We start from the raw sequence: 19,078 nt of genomic DNA on the forward strand, positions 1-19,078 counted from the left end.
AGATCCTTTGCAGTGAACAGAATGCCGTGTTGGCTTGTCTGAGTATGAAGAAGCATCACAATTCAGTGTAAGTCATACTTTTGAGTTAGATGAATGCAGTATTGCATTTGTTTTGCCATTACAAATGCTGCACACTATTCTAAAATCAGTATAATAACTTAGCAAGCTAATTATAAGGAGATGAAATTGGAATCGCCATTAGGTTCTGATCTGGCAAGGTTGGTACGCGTCTGGCGTGCTCTGATTGACCATCGCCTGAAACCTCTGGAATTGACGCAGACGCATTGGGTCACGCTGCACAACATTCATCAGCTGCCGCCCGACCAGTCGCAAATTCAACTGGCAAAAGCGATAGGCATTGAGCAACCGTCACTGGTGCGCACGCTTGACCAGCTGGAAGAGAAGGGGCTGATCTCCCGACAAACCTGCGCCAGCGATCGTCGCGCCAAGCGGATAAAACTCACTGAGAAAGCGGCGCCTATCATTACTGAAATGGAAGCTGTGATTACCAAAACGCGCGGTGAAATCCTTTCAGGCGTTTCACCGGCGGAGCTGGAAATGCTCATTAGCCTCATTGCTCGCCTTGAGCAAAACATCCATGAGCTACAGTCTCGCGACTGATAAACACTAAGGCCTTGCAGCAGCAAGGCCTTTTATTACTTAAAGACCACCACTCGATTACGGCCTGTCTCCTTCGCTTCATACATCGCCTTGTCGGCACTCTCCACGCACGCTTCTGCGGTCACGGACGATGACGTCGCCGTAAATACTCCCATGCTGATGGTAATCGGCTCAGGTAGCTGCCCTCCGCTGCTGGTTTTATCAAAGCTGCTTAGCTTCAACCGAATACGTTCCGCCACCTGGTGGGCTGCATCTGAAGAGGTGTTGGCCAGCATCAGCACAAACTCCCCACCGCCGATTCGAGCCGCGATGTCCTGCGGGCGTACGGAATCCATCAGCAGATTGGCGACAAACTGTAAGACTTTGTCTCCCTGAAGGTGGCCATAGTTATCGTTGATACGCTTGAAGCGGTCGAGATCGCTGACGATAACCGAAACTGGGCGGCTGGGTTTCGCCATGTCCAGCGCCTGGTTTAACGATTCATAAAAATAGCTGCGGTTATACAGGCGCGTAAGCGGATCGCGAATCGAATTTTGATATGACTGCTGATATTTTAAATGGGAATCACGGTACAGCATGAAGACGTCGTAGAGCAGTACAAAAATAATCATCAGCGTAGCGACGGTTTCAAATAGCCGGGCGCGATACCACGATATATCTTCAGCATGTCCGCCTACTAACAGCATGGCGAGCGTGACGATATAGCAAACGCACAGGAAATTTCCGCCTACCCAGAATAAATTGCGCACGCGCGTGACAAACATCAGCGTTACTAATGAAACCACCCAGAAGACAATTAAAGAAATATTTATGCATTGGCTCCAGAGCACCATAAACTGACGGGTTTCGTTATCAACCAGGTCAATGGATAACAAGGGCGAGTGACTGGAATATATCCAGGCCAGTCCCACAACGCAGGCGGTAAAGAGAAACGCCCCGCTCACAATTGAGATATGCGCCAACCGTGAAAAAGGGTAATCGCGCGTAGGATAGAGTATTGCCGCAACGATGAACAACACCGCCATTAAAAAGTGGCGGAACATAAAGTAGATCATCGCATCGTTGTAGTTCACGACGTTGAACTGATAGAGGTTCAGCCATGCTGGAAAGCTGGACAGCGTTCCGACCATCAACAATGCCGAACCGGCAAAGGCAAAGGCGATCGCAACCAGATAGAGCCGCCGCTTATCACACCAGTATTTCATTGCCATAAAGCAGGCAATAAACAGGTGAAACACGAGTAAAAAAATGGTGAGCGTAGGGAACAAAAGAGGCGAGAAGGAGGGAACCCATTCAACCACTTTTGAAAAGAGAGCTTGTAATATTCCGATGACGACAAGGCAACCGAAACAGAACGAGATATAACGACCTTTTAGACAACGACTATTCGCAAGCATATAAGTTTTTACAAAATGAGAAATAAATTATGAAGAGGTAATTGCGAAGAGTCTAAGCAAGTAATGCAATAAATACTTTGCGCGGAGACAATATACGATGAGATTAAATATTTGTGGGGCGAATATATTTTGTAAAAATATTCGTATAAGTGATGTATATTGTAAATGGATGTGGCCCAATGGCCACATCCATTTTTAATTAACGTGGAGAAACGGTCACCTGGCTTCCGTTGCTTGCCAGCACAACGCGCTGACCTGCGGAGAAGCGTGTGCTGCCTTGTTTCTGAACAACCATAATGGTGCTGCCGTCGTCTTTACGAATTTCCAGCTCGACGCCCTGAGTTTTGTTCATCGCACCCTGAACACCCTGGCCTGCTACACCACCGGCCACTGCGCCTGCGGCTGTTGCCAGAGAACGGCCCGTACCGCCGCCGACGGTATTACCCAGGAAACCACCCAGAACGGCACCGCCGATGGCGCCCATCACGTTGTTTTCATCACCACCCTGAATCTGTACAGGGCGTGCGTTAACAACGGTACCGTAAGTCACGTTCTGAACCTGTTTCGCTTCAGAAGCGCTATACACGTCGCCAGAAAGTGAACTGTCATTCACACAGCCAGCCAGAGTTAAACCAATCAGCGAAACGCCCAGTACACGTAAAATCATTTGAATCTCCTGTTCACCAAAAACGCCCGATGGGGGGCATCCGTTATGGCTAAATTATATGGCATAAGGGGCCATCGTTCATATCTTTGCACTAACAATAGGAAAATTGTACTTGAATTTGACTTAACGAGACATAAACAGGATCCGCCCGCGCTACCCGTCTGACATTGTTAAAAAATATTATTGCCGGATGGCAAAGCGACGCCGTTTATGGTTGAGTGGATATCCTTAGCCCACGCAACGTAAGGAAAGCGCATGAAATCGGGTCGCTACATTGGTGTGATGTCAGGCACCAGTCTGGATGGGGTAGATGTCGTTCTGGCAGCCATTGATGAGAACATGGTGGCGCAGCAGGCGAGCCTGACCTGGCCAATCCCCCTTTCACTGAAAGAGGATATTCTCAGTATCTGTCAGGGGCAGCAGCTGACCCTTTCGCAGCTTGGACAGCTGGATGTCCGCCTGGGGGCGCTGTTTGCAGATGCGGTGCAGGCTTTGATGCAAAAAGAACATCTTCGTCCGCAGGATGTGGTGGCCATCGGGTGTCACGGACAAACGGTCTGGCATGAACCCATCGGCGATGCCCCGCACACCCTGCAAATCGGCGATAACAACCAGATTGTGGCGAAAACGGGCGTCACGGTGGTCGGCGATTTCCGTCGTCGCGATATTGCTCTTGGCGGACAGGGCGCACCGCTGGTGCCCGCGTTTCATCAGGCGCTGCTGGCGCACCCTTCAGAACGGCGTATGGTGCTCAACATTGGTGGGATCGCCAATCTGTCGATGCTTATTCCGGGGCAGCCGGTCCGCGGCCACGATACCGGCCCGGGCAATATGTTAATGGATGCCTGGATCTGGCGTCAGTGCGGTCAACCGTATGATAAAAACGCGGAGTGGGCGAGTGAGGGTAAGGTGATTCTCCCGCTGCTGCAGTCCATGCTGAGCGATCCTTATTTTGCCTTACCGGCACCGAAAAGCACGGGGCGTGAATACTTCAACTTTGGCTGGCTTGAGCGCCAGCTGGCGTCATTCCCGGCGCTCGCGCCGCAGGATGTTCAGGCGACGCTTGCCGAGCTTACGGCCGTGTCGATTTCTGAACAGGTGCTGCTTAGCGGCGGATGTGAACGCCTGCTGGTGTGCGGCGGGGGAAGCCGTAACCCGCTGGTGATGGCGCGTCTTGCCGGGCTGCTGCCGGGTACCGAAGTGTCGACGACCGATGAGGCCGGCATCAGCGGGGATGATATGGAGGCGCTGGCCTTTGCCTGGCTTGCCTGGCGCACCGTTGCCGGGCTGCCGGGCAATTTACCGTCGGTCACCGGCGCGCGCGAGGCGAGCGTGCTAGGGGCGATTTTCCCGGCAAATCCGCGTCATAATCAGAGTTAACTGAAATTCAGCGCGGCGCGTCGTCGTTAGAATGGAACGAAACAGGGGGGCAGCCATGCCCTCCAGGACCAGGATAGTCTTCGGAATATGCCCATGAAAAAACTTCTTCTTATTGCCGCCCCTTTGCTGCTGTCAGGATGCAGCGTCTACAACCAGCTCGTTGAGCGCATGCAGACCGATACCCTGGAGTATCGCTGCGACGAAAAACCGCTGACCGTGAAGCTGAACAATCCGCGCCAGGAAGCCAGTTTTGTTTACGACAATAAATTGCTGACGCTGAAGCAGGGCATTTCGGCCTCGGGCGCACGCTACACCGACGGTATCTATGTCTTCTGGTCGAAAGGCGACAGCGCCACGGTCTACAAACGCGACCGTATTGTGCTGAACAATTGCCAGCTCGAAAATCCGAAGCGTTGAGATTTTTACAGGGGCGGCGCACAATAGCGCCACCCACTCTCAATGTCAGCTAACGCCATGTCAGATAACGACGAACTGCAGCAAATTGCGCATCTGCGCCGTGAATACACCAAAGGCGGCCTGCGTCGCCAGGATCTTCCCGCTGAACCCCTTGTGCTTTTTGAACGCTGGCTAAAACAGGCCTGCGAAGCGAAACTTGCCGACCCAACGGCGATGGTTGTCGCAACGGTAGATGAAAACGGTCAACCGTATCAGCGTATCGTATTGCTCAAGCATTATGACGAGAAAGGGCTGGTGTTCTATACCAACCTTGGCAGCCGCAAAGCGCACCATCTGGAAAACAATCCGCGTATCAGCCTGCTGTTCCCGTGGCACATGCTGGAACGTCAGGTCATGGTGACCGGCAAAGCGGAACGTCTCTCGACGCTGGAAGTGGTGAAGTATTTCCACAGTCGTCCGCGTGACAGCCAGATTGGCGCCTGGGTATCAAAACAGTCCAGCCGCATTTCCGCCCGCGGCGTGCTGGAAAGTAAATTCCTCGAGCTGAAGCAGAAGTTCCAGCAGGGTGAAATCCCGCTGCCGAGCTTCTGGGGTGGTTTCCGCATCCCGATTGAGCAAATCGAATTCTGGCAGGGGGGCGAACATCGCCTGCACGACCGCTTTTTATACCAGCGCGAGAATGGCGGCTGGAAAATCGACAGACTGGCGCCGTAATCCCCGAAATTTGTTGATTTAAGCGCTAGCGCACACCGCGCTTGCGCTTTATTCTATGGTCCTTTCGCATCAGGCGAAAAGTCGTGTACCGGCAAAGGTGCAGTCGTTTATACATGGAGAATTTGATGGCAAGCAGTAACTTGATTAAACAATTGCAAGAGCGGGGCCTCGTGGCCCAGGTGACGGACGAGGAAGCGTTAGCAGAGCGACTGGCGCAAGGCCCGATCGCGCTCTATTGCGGCTTCGATCCCACCGCTGACAGCTTGCATTTGGGGCATCTTGTTCCATTGTTATGCCTGAAACGCTTCCAGATGGCGGGCCATAAGCCTGTTGCCCTGGTGGGCGGCGCGACCGGTCTGATTGGTGACCCAAGCTTCAAAGCCGCTGAGCGTAAACTGAACACCGAAGATACCGTGCAGGAGTGGGTCGATAAGATCCGCAAACAGGTTGCACCGTTCCTCGACTTCAACTGTGGCGATAACGCCGCGATTGCCGCGAACAACTACGACTGGTTTGGCAGCATGAACGTGCTGACCTTCCTGCGCGACATCGGCAAGCACTTCTCTGTTAACCAGATGATTAACAAAGAGGCCGTGAAGCAGCGTCTGAACCGTGACGACCAGGGTATCTCCTTTACCGAGTTCTCCTACAACCTGCTGCAGGGGTATGACTTTGCCTGCCTGAACAAACTGCACGGTGTTTCCCTGCAGATTGGCGGTTCTGACCAGTGGGGTAATATCACCTCCGGTATCGACCTGACCCGTCGCCTGCACCAGAATCAGGTCTTTGGTCTGACCGTTCCGCTGATTACCAAAGCTGACGGTACCAAATTTGGTAAAACCGAAGGCGGCGCGGTATGGCTCGATCCGAAGAAAACCAGCCCGTACAAATTCTACCAGTTCTGGATCAACACGGCGGATGCCGATGTTTATCGCTTCCTGAAGTTCTTCACCTTTATGGATATTGAAGACATCAATGCGCTGGAAGAAGAAGACAAGAACAGCGGTAAAGCGCCACGCGCGCAGTACGTGCTGGCAGATGAAGTGACCAAACTGGTTCACGGTGAAGAAGGTCTGGCCGCGGCAAAACGCATTACTGCAAGCCTGTTCAACGGTACCCTGAGCGATCTGAGCGAAGCGGACTTCGAACAGCTGGCGCAGGACGGCGTGCCAATGGTTGAGATGGAGAAAGGGGCTGACCTGATGCAGGCTCTGGTGGATTCTGAGCTGCAGCCTTCCCGCGGTCAGGCGCGTAAAACCATCGCCTCAAACGCGATCACCATCAACGGTGAAAAGCAGGCTGACCCGGAATACACCTTTGTTGATGGCGACCGTCTGTATGGCCGCTACACCCTGCTGCGTCGCGGTAAGAAAAACTACTGCCTTGTCTGCTGGAAATAATTAACAGTCTCGAGGGGCGTGGGAAACCACGCCCCTTTTGTTTTTTCAGGGTTTGGTAAGCATAAAATGAAGAACATCCTCGCCATTCAGTCCCACGTTGTTTTTGGACATGCTGGCAACAGCGCTGCGGAATTCCCGATGCGCCGCCTCGGCGTCAACGTCTGGCCCCTCAATACCGTTCAGTTCTCTAACCACACGCAGTATGGCAAATGGGCCGGCTGCGTGATGCCGCCTTCGCACCTCACCGAGGTGGTGCAGGGCATTGCGGATATCGACCAGCTCAAGCGCTGTGACGCCGTATTGAGCGGTTATCTTGGTTCAGCGGAGCAGGGGGAACATATCCTCGGCATCGTGCGTCAGGTAAAGGCTGCCAACCCGTCGGCAAAATACTTCTGCGACCCCGTCATGGGCCATCCGGAGAAAGGCTGTATCGTGGCGCCAGGCGTGGCAGAATTCCACGTTCGCCATGCGCTGCCCGCCAGCGATATCATTGCGCCAAACCTGGTCGAACTGGAAATTCTCTGCGAGCATCCGGTTAACAGCGTAGAAGAGGCCGTAAGCGCGTCACGCGAGCTGATCGCGCAGGGGCCTGAGGTTGTGCTGGTAAAACACCTCGCGCGCGCAGGGCTAAGCCAGGATCGCTTTGAGATGCTGCTGGTGACGAAAGAGGATGCCTGGCATATCAGCCGCCCGCTGGTGGATTTTGGCACGCGTCAGCCGGTGGGCGTGGGCGATGTGACCAGCGGGCTGCTGCTGGTGAAATTGCTTCAGGGTGCAACGGTGAGGGACGCGCTGGAGCACGTTACGGCAGCGGTGTACGAAATTATGATTGCGACGAAAGAGATGCAGGAATATGAACTGCAGGTGGTCGCGGCACAGGATCGTATCGCGAAGCCGGAGCACTATTTCAGCGCAACCCAGCTTTAAACGATGCCGGGTGGCGCTGCGCTTACCCGGCCTACAAAACCCGTAGGCCCGTGCCAGCGCAGCGCCGCCGGGCGATATTAGTTAAGACCTTCCGCTTTCAGCGCCGCAGCCACCGCAGGACGTTCAGCCACGCGTTTCATATATGATGCAATGTGGTCTAACCCTTCCAGATTCAGCTTAACCGCACGTGCCCAGCGCAGCACGGTGAACAGGTACGCATCAGCGATCGTGAAGCGTGAGCCGCCGATCCACTGTTCGTCTTTCAGCGATTCGTTAACGTACTGCAGCTTTTTCTCCAGCAGGGCGCGCAGGGTCGGCTTAAACTCTTCCGGCGTATCCGGGCGGAACAGCGGCGTAAAGCCTTTGTGCAGCTCGGTGGCAATGTAGTTCAGCCATTCCAGCGTCTTATAGCGAGAAATCGTACTGACCGGGGCCAGCAGCTGGCGATCGGGCACGCTATCGGCCAGGAACTGCATAATCGCCACGCCTTCGGTCAGCAGGGTACCGTCATCCAGCAGGAGCGCCGGAACCTGTCCTTTCGGGTTAATAGCAAGAAAGTCATCGCCGTTTTCCAGACGTTTTTTCATCAGATCAACGCCATCCAGCGTGAAATCTTTGCCGCTCTCGCGCAGGGTGATATGGGAAGCAAGAGAGCACGCGCCCGGTTTGTAGAACAGTTTCATCGGTAACTCCTTTTCGCTGAGGTTTCAGCTATGTTAGTGCGCAAACGGATAAAAAAAAAGCCGCTAATCAATTAGCGGCTTCTGGTCAGTCGTTTCTCACGGATTTCACGCAGTAGCGGTTTTGGTCGCCTTAGCGGTCTTGTCGTCGTCCTGAGTCATGCGATTCAGTTTCGGTGCGGTCAGCAGCATCAGAGCGGCAATAACGGCAGTCGCGATACCAATCTGCATGAACACGGTACCGTAGACGTTCAGGGAAACCAGTGGGTCAGTGACGTTTTCCGGCACGGCCATCAGGTTCGCAATCTTACCGGCGATAATTGCTGCACCGGCAGTGGTCAGGAACCAGCTACCCATAATGAAGCCCATCAGACGCTGCGGAACCAGCTGTGCAACCATTGCCAGACCCAGACCAGAGATCATCAGTTCGCCGATAGACTGCAGCGCGTAGCTCAGGATCAGCCAGTTAACGGATACGATACCCGCGTCGGTAGCAAATTTGGTACCCAGCGGCAGCACCAGGAACGCGCCGGAGCACAGCACCATACCGATAGCAAACTTGTGCGGCATTGGCAGACGGTCGCCCATCTTGTTATAGATCGCGGCCAGAATCGGGCTACCAATCATGATCCAGAACGGGTTCAGTGCCTGATACTGCTCCGGTTCGAACGCGATGCCCAGAATAGAGTGCTCGACGTTACGAATGGCGAAGAAGTTCAGAGAGGTTGGCATCTGGCTGTACAGTACGAAGAAGATAATCGCTTCCAGCATCAGAATGAAGGCCACGATCATCTTACGACGGGCAGCACCCTGCATAGCGAATGCTTCTTTCGCGAAGATAACCACGATACCCAGCGCCACAACGCCCAGAACGGCACGTGCGATACCCTGGTTGTGCAGCAGCCAGGTAGCGATGGCCGCCAGGACCACAACGCCTACGATGGTCGCCAGCAGTTTGCCCATATGCACAGGCTCGAAGTCTGGTTTTGAACCGTAGTTTTTAACCCAGCTGCGGCAGAACAGGAAGTTCACCACGGTGATCAGCATACCGACGAAGCTCAGTGCAAACGCCACGCTCCAGCCGAATTTTGCTGCGAGCCATGGGGTTGCCAGCATCGAGAAGAACGAACCGATGTTGATGGACATGTAGTACATGGTAAATGCACCGTCCAGACGCGGGTCATCTTTGCTGTAGCAGGTAGAGAGCAGGGAAGACGGGTTCGCTTTGAACAGACCGTTACCCACGGCGATCGTGGCCATGCCCATATACACGACAGCGGCATCATGCCCTGACCATGCTACCAGTCCATAGCCAATCGCCAGAACAATGGCGCCCAGCATAATGACACGTTTAGTTCCGAGGACTTTATCGCCCAGCCAGCCGCCGATAGCGACCAGACCGTACACCAGAGCACTGAAGGAGGAGAACAGCGTGATGGAATCGGCTTCGGACATACCCAGCTGTTTCACCAGGTAAACCGCCATGATCCCTTGCAGGCCGTAGTAACCAAAACGCTCCCATAACTCAATAGAGAAGATGAGATAGAACGCTTTAGGTTGTTTAAAAGCGTTCAGACTCACGCTTTCATCTGTTGGTTTATTGTTTGCAGTCGACACATATACCTCTTTTTTTACATCCCATATTAACGGGGGTGTTCATAGCGTGATGGCCGTAGCCCATACGCCTTATAGTTATATTGGGAGGAGAAACGGCGGGTAATGTTCACTATCCTGCCCCATCTGGCAATACGTTTGTAATAATCTGTTACATATATCCTGAATGGTATAATCGTCGGTTCATGCAAATGTTATTCAGCGTTAAATTTCATACGCTGAGTAAAGGTAGTTTTTTCGACTGGTAATCACCGGTCAGTACGGGCTGCTGGCGATATGTTCTGCTATTTGCCGCTTGTGGCAGTGATATAGCCCATATTCTGAAAAATAGCTGGTCTTATCGTCGGCAAAGAAAGAGGGGTGTCTTGTCAGATAAAGGGTTTAGGTCGATTTTGACAACAAAAATACAACATGAAGTTATCAGGGTGATCGCGATCACAGATGTATAGAAATTTTCGGCTATGAAAAAAGTATTAACCTGTTTCAGCGTTAAAGAGCCGAATAAGTGACAGGTAAGGCGAAACGAAAGGCGGACAAATAACGGTCAAAAGAAGAGCGTTTGAAAGCCCTTCTTTAGCCAGGGGATTGAGATGCCTCAGGGGTACACTTTTTCTTTGTATTCGCAGAGATCTTCAATAATGCAGGAGCCGCAGCGAGGCTTACGGGCAATACATGTGTAACGACCGTGCAGAATCAGCCAGTGATGGCAATCAACCTTAAATTCTGCCGGAACCACTTTCAGCAGCTTCTCTTCGACCTGCTCGACATTTTTCCCCGGCGCGAAGTTGGTCCGGTTAGACACGCGAAAGATATGCGTATCGACGGCGATAGTGGGCCAGCCAAACGCGGTATTGAGCACCACGTTCGCGGTTTTACGACCCACGCCCGGCAAGGCTTCCAGCGCTGCGCGGTCTTCCGGCACTTCGCCTCCGTGCTGCTCCAGCAGAATTCGGCAGGTCTTGATGACGTTCTCGGCTTTGCTGTTAAACAGGCCGATGGTTTTGATATAGGACTTCACGCCTTCCACGCCCAGCTCCAGCATGGCCTTCGGCGTATTGGCGACCGGATAGAGCAGGGCGGTGGCTTTATTGACGCTCACGTCGGTAGCCTGTGCAGAGAGCAACACGGCGATCAGCAGCTCAAACGGGGAGGTAAAATTCAGCTCCGTCGTCGGGTGCGGGTTCTCGTCCCGCAGACGGGTCAGGATCGCAATGCGCTTTTCTTTATTCATGAGGCCTTCTCGGGTGTCCCTTCCAGAACGCTGCGCTCTGCCGCGCGGCGCTTACGTTTCTCGTCAATCAGGTATTTTATCGCCAGCATCATGCCAAGACCAATAAACGCGCCAGGCGGCAGCATCGCCAGCAGGAATGGCGTATCGGTGTGGAACACTTCAATACGCAGCGCTTTGGCCCAGCCGCCCAGCAGCGCATCAGCGCCGTCGAACAGCGTACCGTTGCCGAGGATCTCGCGCAGCGAGCCCAGCACGAACATGGCGCAGGTGGCACCCATGCCAATAGAAAAACCGTCCAGCGCCGACATGGCCGGACTGTTTTTCACCGCAAAGGCTTCCGCACGCCCGACCACGATACAGTTGGTGACGATAAGGGGAATGAAGATCCCGAGCGACTGGTACAGACCGAACGCGTAGGCGTTAATCAGCATCTGAACAATACTGACCACCGACGCAATGATCATGACGTAAATCGGAATACGAATTTCCGACGGCGTCCAGCGGCGCAGGGCAGAGATGGAGAGGTTGGTCAGGGTCAATACCAGCGTGGTTGCCAGACCCAGACCGAGCGCGTTGGTGGCGGTGGATGTCACCGCCAGCAGTGGGCACATCCCCAGAAGCTGTACCAGCGCGGAGTTGTTCTTCCACAACCCCTGGACAATAACCTCTTTAACCTGGCTCATGATTACTCCTCACAGGCCGGAAGATTGTTGATTTGCGCGGGCAGCGTTTCAGCGTACAGCCCGGCTCGTTTTACGGCATTCACCACCGCACGTGGGGTGATGGTCGCCCCGGTGAACTGGTCAAACTCGCCGCCATCTTTCTTCACCGCAAACGCGGTGTCATCTTCACCATGGATCACTTTACCGGCAAAGTGCAAAATCCAGTCGCTCAGACGGGTTTCAATTTTATCGCCAAGACCCGGCGTTTCATGGTGTTCCGTCACGCGGGTGCCCAGTATGGTGCCGGAGAAATCACTGCCCACGAGGAGCTGAATGGCACCGGAATAGCCGTCAGGCGCCGTCGCTTCCATCACCGCGCCGACCGGTTTATCCCCTTTTCGGGCAATAAAGAGGCGGTGCGGGCCTTTCCCAAGCTGCGGCGCGTCTACCACAAAGCAGCTTTTTTGCAGGTCGTTATCGTAGAATTCCGCCGGGATCACCTGATCGAACAGCGCCTTTTGCTGCTTCGAGGCCTGCTCTTCGATGGTCGTTTTGGTCAGCGCATTTACCAGCGCCGTCAGCCCTGTCAGGACCGCGGCGAAGACAGCCAGCGTGACGCCGTGTTTTTGCATCGTTTTGAACATGGCGAGACCCTTAGCGATGACCGTACACGCGCGGACGCGTGTAATAGTCGATGAGCGGAACGGTAATGTTGGCAAGCAGGACGGCAAAAGCCACGCCGTCCGGGTACCCGCCAAAGCTGCGGATGAGCCAGACCAGCAGGCCTGCCAGCGCGCCGAAGATCAGGCGCCCGCGGTTAGTCGTTGAGGCCGTCACCGGATCCGTCAGGATAAAGAAGGCACCCAGCATGGTCGCCCCGGAGAGCAGGTGCAGCTGCGGGCTGGCCAGGGATTCAGGAGAGAATACCCACCCCAGCGTGGCGCAGATCGCCAGCGTCACGAGGAAGCTGACCGGAATATGCCAGCGGATGGCTTTCTGCTGCAGCAGGAACAGGCCGCCCAGCAGATACGCCAGGTTGACCCACTGCCAGCCGGCTCCCGCCAGCACGCCGCTGTAGATCGCCGATTTCATGATTTGCTCGACGCTGTGCCCGGCATGCAGGGACGTTTTAAAGGTATCAAGCGGCGTCGCCTGGCTGATCCCGTCCACGCCCATGCGCAGCGCGTTCATATCGGCACCGAGCGCCGTATGGCCGGTAAAGATCACGTGCAGAGCATCCATGAAGCCCGGAACCGTGGCCGCAATCTCGTGCGGTGGCAGCCAGCTGGTCATCTGTACCGGGAAGGAGATCAGCAGCACCACGTAGCCAATCATCGCCGGGTTAAACGGGTTATGGCCGAGTCCACCATACAGCTGTTTGGCAATGATCACCGCAAACACGGTGCCGAGGACCACCATCCACCATGGAGCAAACGGCGGGATACTGATCGCCAGCAGCAGCCCGGTCAGCAGCGCGGAGTTATCGGCCAGAATGCGGGAGACCGCCGCCTTGCGCAGCTTAAGGACAAGGGCTTCCGCCGCTAAGGCGCTGGCACAGCCCAGGATTATCTGGAACAGGGTTCCCCAGCCGAAAAACCAGCACTGAACGGCAATGCCCGGCAGCGCCGCCAGGCAGACCAGCATCATGATGCGCGATGTCTGGCGCTGATTGTGGGTGTAAGGGGAGCTTGCGATTCTGAAAACCATTTAATCCTCGTTAACTGCTTGCTGTGCGGCTTTCTTTGCCTGAACGCGCGCAATGGCGGCGGCGACGGCGGCTTTGCGCGGGTCATCGTTGGCGGCCTGCGGTTGCTCATCCTGCTGCGCTGCTTTACGGGCTTTAGCGCGGGCAATCGCCGCTTCGACGGCGGCTTTACGCGGATCGACCGGCGCGTCGGGTTCTGCGGTTGGCGTCTGCTGCGCCGCTTTGCGGGCTTTGGCACGGGCAATCGCCGCCTCAACGGCCGCTTTGCGAGGGTCGACCGCTTCCTGCTCAACCACCACGTTCTGCTCGCCGGCTTTGCGCGCTTTGGCACGGGCTATTGCCGCTTCAACGGCCGCTTTACGCGGGTCGATCTCAGCATCCGTCTGGACCGTTTGCGCTTTTTCAGCCTGACGGGCGCGAGCCTGAGCTTTACGCGCTTCACGCGCAGCAATCGCTTCGCTGTTGTCCGGCTTCTCGCCGACCGGGATCACCACAGGCTGCGCCGCGGTCGCTTTTTTCTCGCGAACGCGGGCCAGTGCGGCATTAATCGCATCCTGATCTTTCTCGCCGGGCTGAACGGCGGCCTGCTTATGGCGCTCCTGACGGGCGATTTTTTCACGCTCCAGTCGCGCCTGGCGCGCTTCAAAGCGTGCTTTGGCTTCCGCCGCGCGTTTTTCTTCCATGGAGATGGCATAAATTTCCGCCTTCTCCTGGCGGAAATACTGCACCAGAGGAATGTTGCTAGGGCAGACCCAGGCGCAGGCGCCGCATTCGATGCAGTCGGCCAGGTTATGGGCTGTCGCCTTGTCGTGCAGCTGGCCTTTGCTGTACCAGTACAGCTGCTGCGGAAGTAGATCCGCCGGGCAGGCGTCGGCACAGGCGCTGCAGCGAATACAGCCTTTTTCTTCCTGCTCTTCACCCATCTCGGTCGGGGAAGGGGCGAGCAGGCAGTTGGTGATTTTGACTACCGGCACATCGAGCCACGGCAGAGTAAAGCCCATCAGCGGGCCGCCCATGATCACCATCTGGTCGCTTGACGGGCAAAACTCAGCCTGCTCCAGCAGGTGACGCACCGGCGTACCCAGACGCGCCCAGACGTTGCCCGGACGAGAGACCGCTTCCCCGGTCAGCGTTACCACGCGCTCGGTCAGCGGCTCGCCGTCGATCACCGCGCGCTTCACGGCGTACGCGGTCCCGACGTTCTGCATCAGCACGCCGATATCTGAAGAGCGTCCGCCGTGCGGAACCTGCTTACCGGTGAGAATTTGCGTCAGCTGTTTAGCACCGCCAGAGGGGTATTTGGTCGGGATAACGCGCAGGCTAATATCGTGACTGCCCGCCAGCACGGCGCGCAGCATTGATATAGCCTGCGGTTTATTGTCTTCGATACCAATCAGCACTTCTCGCGGCTGCAGAATGTGCGCGAGGATGCGGATGCCTTCCACCACCTGGGCGGCGCAGTCCTGCATCAGACGATCGTCGGCGGTGATGTACGGTTCGCATTCGGCGGCGTTGATAATCAGCGTCTGAATGTTATCGCCACCGCCGCGCAGCTTGACGCCGGTCGGGAAGCCTGCGCCACCCAGGCCAGCAACGCCGAACTGATGAATGCGTTCGATAAGCGCCTCGCGGCTGCGGGAGCGGTAGTCACTCCAGCCATCGCGGTCGATCCAGCGGTCTTCGCCGTCGGCTTCAATAATCACGCTCAGCTCTGCGAGCGCTGACGGATGCGCCACCGTATGAGGCGCGATAGCGACCACCTTACCGGAGGTGGGGGCGTGCACCGGCAGCATACGTCCGCGACCAAAGGTCAGCGGCTGGCCGCGAAGAACCGTATCGCCTTCTTTCACGCACAGCTCACCCTCAGCGCCAATGTGCTGCTTGAGCGGCATGACGAAACGGGTCGCCAGCGGAATTTGACGCAGCGGCGTGCCATTAGACTGGGTTTTCATCTCCGGTGGGTGAATACCGCCGTCAAAGTCCCAAATCTTCTCTTTTCTGAAAGCAGAAAATAACTTAAGCATGTTGTTCCACAGGAATATTGCGAACCGGAATGGTCTGAAGATCCCATTTCCAGCTTTCGGTAGTCGTTTCAACCGGGCGCAGCTCGATACATTGCGTCGGGCAGGGGGCTACGCAGAGGTTACAGCCGGTGCACAGGTCCGCCACCACGGTGTGCATGGCGCGCGTTGCGCCAACAATGGCGTCGACCGGGCAGGCCTGAATACATTTGGTACAGCCGATGCAGTTCGCTTCGTCGATCACGGCCAGCGCGCGGACCGGCTCCTGCACGTCCGCGTCGCCATCAACCGGCTGCGGATCAACGTTAAGCAGGGCGGCAATTTTCAGCATGACTGCTTCGCCGCCGGGGGCGCAGCGGTTAATTTTTTCGCCCTGGATGCCTACCGCTTCAGCGTAAGGGCGGCAGCCCGGGTAGCCACACTGCCCGCACTGGCTTTGCGGCAGAAGCTCATCAATTTTCTCAACAACGGGATCGTCCTCTACCGCGAAACGGCGGGAGGCGTAACCCAGGATAAGGCCAAACACCAACCCCAGGACGCTGATAGAGGCGATGGCAATCCAGATAGCATTCATTACAACTTCACCAGACCACTAAAGCCCATAAAGGCCAGAGACATTAAACCGGCGGTGACCAGCGCAATCGCGTTACCGCGGAAGGGCGCAGGAATATCCGCTGCTGCCAGGCGCTCGCGAATAGAGGCAAACAGCACCATGACCAAAGAGAAACCGACAGCCGCAGAAAAACCATACAGCGCCGATTGCATAAAGTTATGACCCAGGTTGATGTTCAGCAGCGCCACGCCGAGAACGGCGCAGTTAGTGGTGATCAGCGGCAGGAAGATGCCCAGCAGGCGATAGAGCGCCGGGCTGGTTTTGCGCACCACCATTTCGGTAAACTGCACCACCACCGCGATAACCAGAATAAAGGCCAGCGTACGGAGATAGGTTAACCCCAGCGGGATGAGGATCCAGGTATCAATCCACCACGCGCAGATGGACGCCAGCGTCATGACGAAGGTCGTCGCCAGCCCCATACCCATTGCCGTTTCCAGCTTTTTGGAAACGCCCATAAACGGGCACAGGCCAAGGAACTTCACCAGAACGAAGTTGTTAACCAGCACGGTGCCGACAAAGAGCAGTAAGTAATCGGTCATTATTTAGCCTGAAATAAAAAAGCCGCCTATTATCGGACAAACCCAGGCAGGCGACAACAGGTTATCTGTAGGGTTATTACGGGTTCACGAAGGTGTTTTTCACCCGCGTCGAACGCTTGAAGTAGGGCACCAGCAGCGCCGCGGCCAGCAACGGGAAAAGCAGCTGACGAACAGCCAGCGCGTCTGAAACGGGCGAAAAAGCAAACGCCTTCACCGCCAGCAGGACCGAAACCAGCAGCCAGATAATGTAGTGCTTAGGCACATTCTTACGGCGCTTAAAGAAGGCGATGGTCAGCCACAGCGTGTAGTACCACATCCCGATCGCGAAAACGAACGACACAAACCACAAAGCAATATTAAGCACGCTTTGCGACAACAGGGTCTGAATGGCGTGAGGGGTAATCAGTGCGGTGGTATAAAGCAACAGCGCAAGTGATGCGCTTAATAAGGCAACCAGCAGCCATGCCAGTGGGGCGATTAACCAGCCTCCAATGCGTTCTCCAGGCGTTGCGGTCATGAACTCTCCCATAATCTGCGCGAAATGTTGTACAGCCAGTTGGCAGGGCGGAGAGTATATAACATTTCGCGCGGATGGCTACTTTCTTATAAAACGTAACGCCACACGGACTTTGGCACTTCGCCGACGTTGAACAAACGGCCACCGGAGACCAGCTCCGCACGGCGATGGTCAGCGGCGCGATACATATTAATGATTTCCTGATTATCCGACAGGGTGTAGTTCAGATGGTCAAACAGTTTTTCCAGGCTCTCAAGCGAATTGATCTTGCGAAATTTTAATAAATAGTCCTGAACTGTCATATTAATAAGTTTCCATATAAAAGTGAGTAATACCAGTTAAGGTAATTCGTTCGAATAATAAACGGATTAATAAAGACGTAAACAGCCCACTCAGGTAACGCGACGAAATTAGGAGTTTTCTTTGCTGAAATTCAGGTATCAGACGATGCCTGGAAGAGAAGGTTAACCGTGTTCACCAGGGCTGGCAATAAGTAACTGACATATTATGTCACTCTTTATTGCAGTAACCGGTTACTTAGGTTGAGCGACGGTGACAGGCTCCGGCGGCTGGTAGTTATCGATATGGCTGGCAACGCCCAGCAAAATGACCGACACCCCAAGGACAATCCATCCCGCTAATTCAATGATTCGATTAATAATTGACGTCATGATGTGTAATTGTACTTTATCCATAAAGACAGGGCGCAAATGTTACAGCGACGTTTCACTGACGGCAAGGGCTTTGGGAACGGTTCCCTTAAACAAAATCAGTAGGTTAATACTATGTAACAAAAACAATCCGTATAACCTGCTATTTTACGTCATACGGCACATTATTAATCCGTGCTAATGCCAGACTAGCCAGTGTGAAATAAGAACGACTTAAAAGAGGATGACACTATGAGTGATAATATCCGCGTTGGGCTTATTGGTTACGGGTACGCGAGCAAAACGTTTCATGCGCCTCTGATTGCCGGGACGCCGGGGATGGCGCTGGCGGTGGTATCCAGCAGCGACGCTGCTAAAGTCCATGCAGACTGGCCTTCTGTGCCGGTTGTCTCCGAGCCAAAACATCTTTTCAACGATCCAAACATTGATTTAATCGTCATTCCCACGCCGAACGATACCCACTTTCCGCTGGCAAAGGCCGCGCTGGAAGCCGGGAAGCATGTGGTTGTCGATAAGCCCTTTACCGTGACACTGTCACAGGCTCGCGAGCTGGATGCGCTGGCAAAGAGTCTGGGCAGGCTGCTGTCGGTGTTCCATAACCGCCGCTGGGACAGTGATTTTCTGACGGTAAAACGGCTTCTCAGTGAAGGTACGTTAGGGGAGATCCTCTTTTTTGAGTCGCACTTTGACCGCTTTCGCCCGCAGGTACGAAACCGCTGGCGCGAGCAGGCCGGTCCTGGCAGCGGTATCTGGTATGATTTAGCCCCGCATCTGCTGGATCAGGCCGTCAATCTCTTTGGCCTGCCGGTGAGCATGACGGTCGATCTGGCCCAGCTCAGGCCCGGTGCGCAGACGACCGATTACTTCCACGCGGTGCTCAGTTACCCGCAGCGGCGAATTGTGCTGCACGGCACGATGGTCGCGGCGGCAGAATCTGCCCGTTACATTATTCACGGCACGCGCGGCAGCTACGTGAAGTTTGGTCTCGATCCGCAGGAAGACAGGCTGAAAAACGGTGAGCGTCTGCCGCAGGAAGACTGGGGCTATGATATGCGCGACGGCGTCGTCACGCGGGTGGAAGGCGAGGAGCTGGTCGAAGAGACCTTGCTGACGATACCGGGTAACTATCCGGCGTATTATGCCGCTATTCGCGATGCGCTGAACGGCACGGGAGAGAATCCGGTTCCGGCAAGCCAGGCGATACAGATTATGGAGCTGATTGAGCTGGGGATCGAATCTGCCAAACATCGCGCGACGCTCTGTCTGGCATAAGTTTTTGACGTTGCTGTAGGCCGGGTG

21 protein-coding genes are annotated in these 19,078 nt (G+C 55.0%); 7 read left to right on the forward strand and 14 right to left on the reverse strand.

From position 1 onward, the window contains the following. Window positions 1–180: 180 nt before the first annotated feature. Entirely contained in the window at window positions 181–621 is a 441-nt protein-coding gene (gene slyA / locus HMPREF3143_RS08455) for a transcriptional regulator SlyA (protein ID WP_021241135.1), read from the forward strand. A gap of 35 nt (window positions 622–656) precedes the next feature. Here the strand turns inward: slyA and HMPREF3143_RS08460 are convergent, their stop codons facing one another. Then, the gene (locus HMPREF3143_RS08460; protein WP_070532619.1) at window positions 657–2,018 is read right to left on the reverse strand and encodes a sensor domain-containing diguanylate cyclase; all 1,362 of its coding nucleotides are present in this window, start codon (window positions 2,016–2,018) and stop codon (window positions 657–659) included. A gap of 199 nt (window positions 2,019–2,217) precedes the next feature. Beyond that, window positions 2,218–2,685, reverse strand: a complete 468-nt coding sequence (slyB, locus tag HMPREF3143_RS08465; RefSeq protein WP_008500578.1) for an outer membrane lipoprotein SlyB — start codon at window positions 2,683–2,685, stop codon at window positions 2,218–2,220. Window positions 2,686–2,940: 255 nt separating this feature from the next. On the opposite strand from slyB, the gene anmK reads away from it, so the two are divergent. The 5 genes from anmK (at window position 2,941) to pdxY (ending at window position 7,523) form a co-directional block, all read left to right on the forward strand. Then, window positions 2,941–4,065 (forward strand): anhydro-N-acetylmuramic acid kinase, encoded by a 1,125-nt coding sequence (anmK, locus tag HMPREF3143_RS08470; protein WP_070532623.1) that lies wholly within the window; start codon window positions 2,941–2,943, stop codon window positions 4,063–4,065. Between the two features lie 87 nt (window positions 4,066–4,152). Further along, window positions 4,153–4,482, forward strand: a complete 330-nt coding sequence (mliC, locus tag HMPREF3143_RS08475; RefSeq protein WP_085930290.1) for a C-type lysozyme inhibitor — start codon at window positions 4,153–4,155, stop codon at window positions 4,480–4,482. 57 nt (window positions 4,483–4,539) lie between these two features. Then, the gene (pdxH, locus tag HMPREF3143_RS08480; protein WP_008500575.1) at window positions 4,540–5,196 is read left to right on the forward strand and encodes a pyridoxamine 5'-phosphate oxidase; all 657 of its coding nucleotides are present in this window, start codon (window positions 4,540–4,542) and stop codon (window positions 5,194–5,196) included. A 125-nt stretch (window positions 5,197–5,321) separates the two neighbouring features. Beyond that, on the forward strand, window positions 5,322–6,596 hold the full coding sequence (gene tyrS, locus HMPREF3143_RS08485) for a tyrosine--tRNA ligase (protein WP_008500574.1): 1,275 nt from the start codon (window positions 5,322–5,324) through the stop codon (window positions 6,594–6,596). Between the two features lie 66 nt (window positions 6,597–6,662). Next, a complete protein-coding gene (gene pdxY, locus HMPREF3143_RS08490; protein ID WP_023292624.1) occupies window positions 6,663–7,523 on the forward strand; it encodes a pyridoxal kinase PdxY in 861 nt (286 codons plus the stop codon). A gap of 77 nt (window positions 7,524–7,600) precedes the next feature. Here pdxY and gstA read toward each other — a convergent pair whose 3' ends face one another. The 12 genes from gstA to blr all read right to left on the reverse strand — a co-directional run bounded on the left by gstA (window position 7,601) and on the right by blr (window position 17,767). Continuing rightward, complete coding sequence (gene gstA, locus HMPREF3143_RS08495) at window positions 7,601–8,206, reverse strand: glutathione transferase GstA (RefSeq protein ID WP_008500572.1); 606 nt, start codon at window positions 8,204–8,206, stop codon at window positions 7,601–7,603. Between the two features lie 105 nt (window positions 8,207–8,311). Next, window positions 8,312–9,820 carry a dipeptide/tripeptide permease DtpA gene (dtpA, locus tag HMPREF3143_RS08500; RefSeq protein WP_008500571.1) on the reverse strand — a complete coding sequence of 503 codons (1,509 nt, stop codon included), beginning with the start codon at window positions 9,818–9,820 and terminating at the stop codon, window positions 8,312–8,314. 592 nt (window positions 9,821–10,412) lie between these two features. Continuing rightward, entirely contained in the window at window positions 10,413–11,048 is a 636-nt protein-coding gene (nth, locus tag HMPREF3143_RS08505; protein WP_008500570.1) for an endonuclease III, read from the reverse strand. After that, a complete protein-coding gene (locus HMPREF3143_RS08510; RefSeq protein ID WP_008500569.1) occupies window positions 11,045–11,731 on the reverse strand; it encodes an electron transport complex subunit E in 687 nt (228 codons plus the stop codon). The genes nth and HMPREF3143_RS08510 overlap by 4 nt, the downstream gene beginning before the upstream one ends. A gap of 2 nt (window positions 11,732–11,733) precedes the next feature. Beyond that, window positions 11,734–12,354: an electron transport complex subunit RsxG gene (gene rsxG, locus HMPREF3143_RS08515; protein ID WP_008500568.1), complete on the reverse strand. Its 621-nt coding sequence runs from the start codon at window positions 12,352–12,354 to the stop codon at window positions 11,734–11,736. Between the two features lie 10 nt (window positions 12,355–12,364). After that, a complete protein-coding gene (rsxD, locus tag HMPREF3143_RS08520) occupies window positions 12,365–13,417 on the reverse strand; it encodes an electron transport complex subunit RsxD (RefSeq protein ID WP_059363754.1) in 1,053 nt (350 codons plus the stop codon). Then, on the reverse strand, window positions 13,418–15,439 hold the full coding sequence (gene rsxC / locus HMPREF3143_RS08525) for an electron transport complex subunit RsxC (RefSeq protein ID WP_070532626.1): 2,022 nt from the start codon (window positions 15,437–15,439) through the stop codon (window positions 13,418–13,420). Beyond that, window positions 15,432–16,010: an electron transport complex subunit RsxB gene (gene rsxB / locus HMPREF3143_RS08530; protein ID WP_008500565.1), complete on the reverse strand. Its 579-nt coding sequence runs from the start codon at window positions 16,008–16,010 to the stop codon at window positions 15,432–15,434. Before rsxB ends, rsxC begins: the two co-directional genes overlap by 8 nt. Continuing rightward, on the reverse strand, window positions 16,010–16,591 hold the full coding sequence (gene rsxA, locus HMPREF3143_RS08535) for an electron transport complex subunit RsxA (protein ID WP_008500564.1): 582 nt from the start codon (window positions 16,589–16,591) through the stop codon (window positions 16,010–16,012). Before rsxA ends, rsxB begins: the two co-directional genes overlap by 1 nt. A gap of 76 nt (window positions 16,592–16,667) precedes the next feature. Then, window positions 16,668–17,108 (reverse strand): DUF2569 domain-containing protein, encoded by a 441-nt coding sequence (locus tag HMPREF3143_RS08540; RefSeq protein WP_021241142.1) that lies wholly within the window; start codon window positions 17,106–17,108, stop codon window positions 16,668–16,670. A gap of 86 nt (window positions 17,109–17,194) precedes the next feature. Further along, the gene (ydgT, locus tag HMPREF3143_RS08545) at window positions 17,195–17,410 is read right to left on the reverse strand and encodes a transcription modulator YdgT (RefSeq protein WP_006174966.1); all 216 of its coding nucleotides are present in this window, start codon (window positions 17,408–17,410) and stop codon (window positions 17,195–17,197) included. 231 nt (window positions 17,411–17,641) lie between these two features. Then, window positions 17,642–17,767: a division septum protein Blr gene (gene blr / locus HMPREF3143_RS08550; RefSeq protein WP_168112406.1), complete on the reverse strand. Its 126-nt coding sequence runs from the start codon at window positions 17,765–17,767 to the stop codon at window positions 17,642–17,644. Window positions 17,768–18,010: 243 nt separating this feature from the next. On the opposite strand from blr, the gene HMPREF3143_RS08555 reads away from it, so the two are divergent. After that, on the forward strand, window positions 18,011–19,051 hold the full coding sequence (locus HMPREF3143_RS08555) for an oxidoreductase (protein WP_070532628.1): 1,041 nt from the start codon (window positions 18,011–18,013) through the stop codon (window positions 19,049–19,051). Window positions 19,052–19,078: the final 27 nt, after the last annotated feature.

The sequence above is a fragment of the Enterobacter sp. HMSC16D10 genome (genome assembly GCF_001807145.1).
GTDB lineage: Bacteria > Pseudomonadota > Gammaproteobacteria > Enterobacterales > Enterobacteriaceae > Enterobacter > Enterobacter roggenkampii.